Annotated in this window: 2 protein-coding genes; both read right to left on the bottom strand. The window is 48.2% G+C overall.

The window, feature by feature from the left end:
• Positions 1-2,112 (bottom strand): condensation domain-containing protein (locus tag LC574_RS25865; RefSeq protein WP_229456397.1); only part of this gene is annotated, 2,112 nt, incomplete at its 3' end.
• The coding region (locus tag LC574_RS25860; RefSeq protein WP_229456396.1) for an SDR family NAD(P)-dependent oxidoreductase at positions 2,109-5,110 on the bottom strand (3,002 nt) is incomplete at its 5' end. The genes LC574_RS25860 and LC574_RS25865, both read right to left, overlap by 4 nt.

Raw genomic sequence — 5,110 nt, 5'->3', positions numbered from 1 at the left:
CGACACATCAAAGCTGAAAGGGGTTTTCTGAAGCACGCGATCCGCTGCGGTTAATTGGTAAGCACTTCGCATCCAGAGTAAGCGATTGCTAATCCCACTGTGGGTATTCATTGCTCCTTTTGGCTTTCCGGTAGACCCCGAGGTGTAAATCACATAAGCCAAGTTGTCGAAGCCCACACCACTGACTGGATTCTCCTCACTTTCAAGAGAAATTCTTCTCCAGTCTGTATCCAAGCAAACAAGATCCGCCCCATGCTCGGGCAATTGGGTCACCAACTTCTGTTGAGTCAACAGCACCGACACTTGGGCATCGGACAACATATAAGCCAAACGTTCTTTAGGTAGTTGCGAGTCTAATGGCACATAAGCCCCACCAGCTTTGAGAATCCCCAGTAGCCCCACGACCATTTCTAAAGAGCGCTCGACACAAATGCCCACAAGTACTTCTGGTCCAACCCCCAGTGTTTGCAAGTAGTGTGCCAGTTGATTGCTGCGGGCGTTCAACTCCCGATAGTTAAGCTGCTGGTTTTCAAACACCACCGCTATTGCCTCTGGTGTTTGTTCTGCTTGAGCTTCAAAAAGCTGATGGACACACTGTACGTGGGAATACTCAAGCTGGGTGTTGTTCCACTCCACTAGCAGCTGATGGCGCTCCGCTTGAGTCAGCAGGGGTAAGTCCTTGACGCTGGCTTGCGGATTGCTGACAATTTCCGCCAGCAAAGTCTCGAAATGCCCGAACATCCTTGTAATTGTTGCCGCATCAAACAAATCAGGGTTGTACTTTAAGACACTAAAAAGTGATTCTTTTCCCTCCAGCATTTCTAAGGTTAAATCAAACTGACCTTCCTCGGTTGCCATTGGAAAATATTCCAGTTCGAGACCTCCCCAATCCACTCGGACTTCCGTTTCGCTGGGTGTCACCAGCACATCTGCAAGTTCTGTCGATGGCGGCTTCTGCAAAACAAATAAAACTTGAAACAGCGGTGAATGGCTGGGGTCGCGCTTGAGCTGGAGTCGTTCGACAAGTGAAGCAAAGGGATAATCTTCATGAGCGATCGCCCCCAATACTGTTTGGCGGACTTGACTCAAAAACGCTTTGAATGTGGGATTGCCTGCAAGAGTTCCTCGCAAGACAACTGGGTTAACAAAGTAGCCCACAATCCCAGTAAATTCGGATTGACTCCTGCCTGCGGTGGGTGAACCGACTAAAATGTCTTCCTGACCCGTATATCGGTACAGTAGAACTTGAAAGGCGGCTAGGAGAATCATATAGAGGGTTGCTCCCGAAGCCTGTGCCAGTTTCTTGAGTTCCTGGGTCAGTTCCTCGCTCAACTTGAAGAAATGGGAAGCACCATGATAAGTCTGCACTGGTGGGCGCGGGCGATCTGTCGGTAGATTGAGCACTGGCAACTCACCCGCTAGCTGGTGCTGCCAGTAGTTCCAAAGCTGCTCCCCTTGAGGACTTGCCAGCATTTTGGTCTGCCAATTGAGGTAGTCGGCGTATGACAGAGTAAGAGGCTCTAGAGACACCTTTTGGTCAGTCTTTTGGGCTGGGTACAGCACCCGCAACTCCTTCAAAAGCATCCAAAGAGACCATCCATCGCTGACAATGTGGTGTATTGTCAGCAGCAGGATGCGATCAAACTCAGAACGAATAAACAGGCTCACTCTCAGCACAGGTCCTCGTTTGAGATCGAAGGGACGCTCGTATGCCTCCTTGACTCTGCTATTGAGTTCATCCTCTGTCTGGCTCGTTGCATCTATCTCCTCAAAGCAAACTTCTTGATACCCATGAACTTCTTGAACTGCTTCACCGTCTCGCATCCCAAAAGTGGTACGCAAACAGGGATGACGATCTATCAGCTTTTGGAATGCGCTCCTCAGAGCTGGAACATCTACATGAGACCGGATGCGTACTGGAAACGCAGTGTTGTAAGCTGCGCTTTGTTGATTGCTCTGGTACAAAAACCACAGGGCTTGTTGACCAGAAGACAGGGGATACCAAGATTTGCTGCTGCTGGCTTTTTCCCGCAATAGCTTCGCCAGAAGAACGCGCTTATCCTCAGAAGAAAGATCAGTTTGAGGTTCAGAGAGATTAAAATGAGCGGTCATGAGTGAACCTCCTGTTGAGATAACATTGAGTTCAATAGAGCGTCTATTTCTGCATCGGATAGCTGGTCTAGTTTTGCTAACACTTGCCCTGCGTCTTCTGTTTGGACACCGTTGCTCATATCAGTTTGCACAGCTTTTGGCATACCCAGAGTTGGTGTAACTATAGGAGCAAAGGATGCAGATAAGCTAGAGTGGGCTTCTGTCAGTTGTTTGTTCAGCTGCGTTGCCACTTGTCCAATGCTTGGTCCTTGGATCAGTTTGACTGTGGATACGTCTACGCCCAGCTCGTTTTTAATCCGATTACTCAACTCGACTGCCATCAAAGAGTCAAGACCTAAAGCTGTCAGGGGTTGCTCAATGTCCAACTTGGAGGCAGAACTAAGTAATACCCTAGCGACTTGTTCGCGAATACAAGATTCCAACAACTGCTGACGCTCTGCTGGCTCCGCAGCTAGAATTGATTTGACGGGCGAGTCTCCTTCTGCTTTACCATTATCTGCCTGTGGTTCGTTTGGCGTTACTTCTCCTGCCAATTGAGAAAATCGTGGTAGTAAACCAGCAGCGTGAAATTTAGCCCACCGCTGCCAATCAACGGGTGCCACCACTATCTGAACTGCCTGTTGTTGGAGTAAAACTCCAAGCATTTCTAGTCCGTGCTGCGACGGCAATTGTTTGACTCCAATTTGCTTTAGATGTTCACCAACTTCACTGTTTTCAGCAACGTAACCAACATCTGTCACAGCGCCCCAGTTAATAGTTAAGGCTGGCAATCCTTGGACGCGGCGGTGATAAGCTAGCGAATCCAGAAAAGTATTGGCAGCAACGTAATTTCCCTGTCCTGGGTTTCCAACACTTGAAGCTACTGAGGAGAATAATACGAAGAAATCCAAAGGTAAGTTTAGGGTCTGGGCGTGTAGGTTCCAAGCACCGATAATCTTAGGTGCCATGACTTTTTGCATACGCTTTTCATTCAATTGAAGCAAAAGACCGTCGTCTAGAACCATTGCAGCGTGAATAATGCCTCGCAAAGGTGGCATATACTGTTGAATGTCAGCTAGAACGCTCTTCACCTGCTTTTCCTGAGTCACGTCTGCCTTAGCAACAATAACGTTAGCGCCTTCTTCTTTCAACGTGTTCACAGCTGCCTGGGCTGCTAGTGAGGAAGCGCCGCTCCGTCCCATCAGCACCAAGTGTTTAGCACCGTGTTTTACTAACCAGTGAGCCACCGCTAAACTAAACCCACCTAGTCCTCCTGTGATCAGATAAGTTCCATCAGCGCGAAATGTCACTGTCTCTTCCGACCTTGGAGCCACCACCACTTCTGGTTCTTGTAAAGAAATCACTAGTTTGCCGATGTGCTTGGCTTGGGCCATGTAGCGGAAGGCGGTACGCACCTTCGAGATAGGGAATACCCGATGTGGCAGTTGGTGAAGAGTTGCATCTGCAAATAATTGCACAACTTCGCAAAATAGAGACTGGGCAAAATCAGGGCGATCGCGCAATATGTGAGCGATATCCACAGTAAAGAACGACAAGTTATTCCTAATAGGTTTTAGTCCTGACTTATTATTGTCGTTGATATTCCACTTACCGATTTCTATAAAACGTCCATAGGCTCCTAAAACAGAGAGGTTCTTGAGGCTAGCTTCTCCCGGCAAAGAGTTCAGAACGATATCTACGCCTTTACCGCCTGTGCATTCCATCACTTCATCAGTAAATGCTAAAGACCGGGAATCCATAACATGCTGAACGCCGATCGCTCGCAGAAACTCCCGTTTTTCCGGGCTACCTGCTGTGGCAAAAATCTCTGCACCAGCCCGCTGAGCAAGTTGAATGGCGGCAAGGCCTACACCTCCTGCAGCACTATGAATGAGAACGCGTACGGTTTTGTCGTTGTCGCAGGCATTGCTCTTGCCAAGCTGACCCAAGTAATGTAGAGCGTAGTAAGCTGTTAAAAAAGCAAGGGGGATTGTGGCTGCTTCCTCAAAACTGAGCGATCGCGGCTTATGCACTACAAAGCGGGCATCTGTTGTTACATGCGAAGCAAAGCCGTTAGGGGCAAAGGCAATAATTTCATCACCAATCTCAAACTCTTCAACACCTTCACCAATAGCAATAATAGTTCCGGCACACTCCAAACCGAGTCCTTGTCCTGATAAATTTCCCTCTAAGTTAGCATCAGTCAGCAAGTTCATTGCCTTGGTCACATCCCTGAAGTTGAGACCCGTTGCACATACTTGGATTTCAACCTCTCCCTGACCCGGTTTTTTGCGTGAGGTAGACCGCAGCGTCAGTTTGTCTAAAACTCCAGGTGTGGAAATTTCCAAACGGAACGGTTGACTAGCAGCCTTTTTCTGGAATGCCCCAATATCTTCTGGGGACACCCTTGTCAACCTGTTTACATAGCGTGCTGTACCCCGCAGAGTGATTTCATCTTCCGGGTCGTCTGAATATAACTCTTCAAAAAGAGACTGAATTTCTTTGGGAGAACTGGCAAAACTGATATCTACCTTTTTACAATGAAACTCAGGATATTCATTATTAATAACTCGCCCTAGACCCCATAAGGGAGATTGCACAATCGAAACGGATTTGCAAGAGCTTTCCACAGCCTGAGTGCCACGGGTAACCAACAGCAAACGAGGTGGATTGCCCCAATCAGTTTTGATCATCGCTTGAACTAAGTGCAAAATACTCAGAGAACCCAAGCGCTGGGCTGACTCTAAAGAGGAGACAGTGGTTGCTGGCTCTACCATATCCAAGCTCCAGAGGTGAACCACTCCACAACAAGCAGGCTGCTTGGCAAGGGTCTTAAAGAGTTGCTGGATATCTTCTGGATGCTCTGGGCGGATCTGGAAGTGATTTGCATCAATGGATTGATAAGCAAGTCCTGGTGAGATGAGAATGGGAGTTTGTTGCCGTTTTTTAAGAAGTTCAGCTTCACGCCGCCCGAAATATAGCGGCCGATCACGTCGAAGTTGGGACTGGTATAGGGCGT

The organism is Nostoc sp. CHAB 5715, assembly GCF_020829685.1.
GTDB lineage: Bacteria > Cyanobacteriota > Cyanobacteriia > Cyanobacteriales > Nostocaceae > Nostoc.
This window is presented reverse-complemented; position numbering and strand designations above follow the sequence as displayed.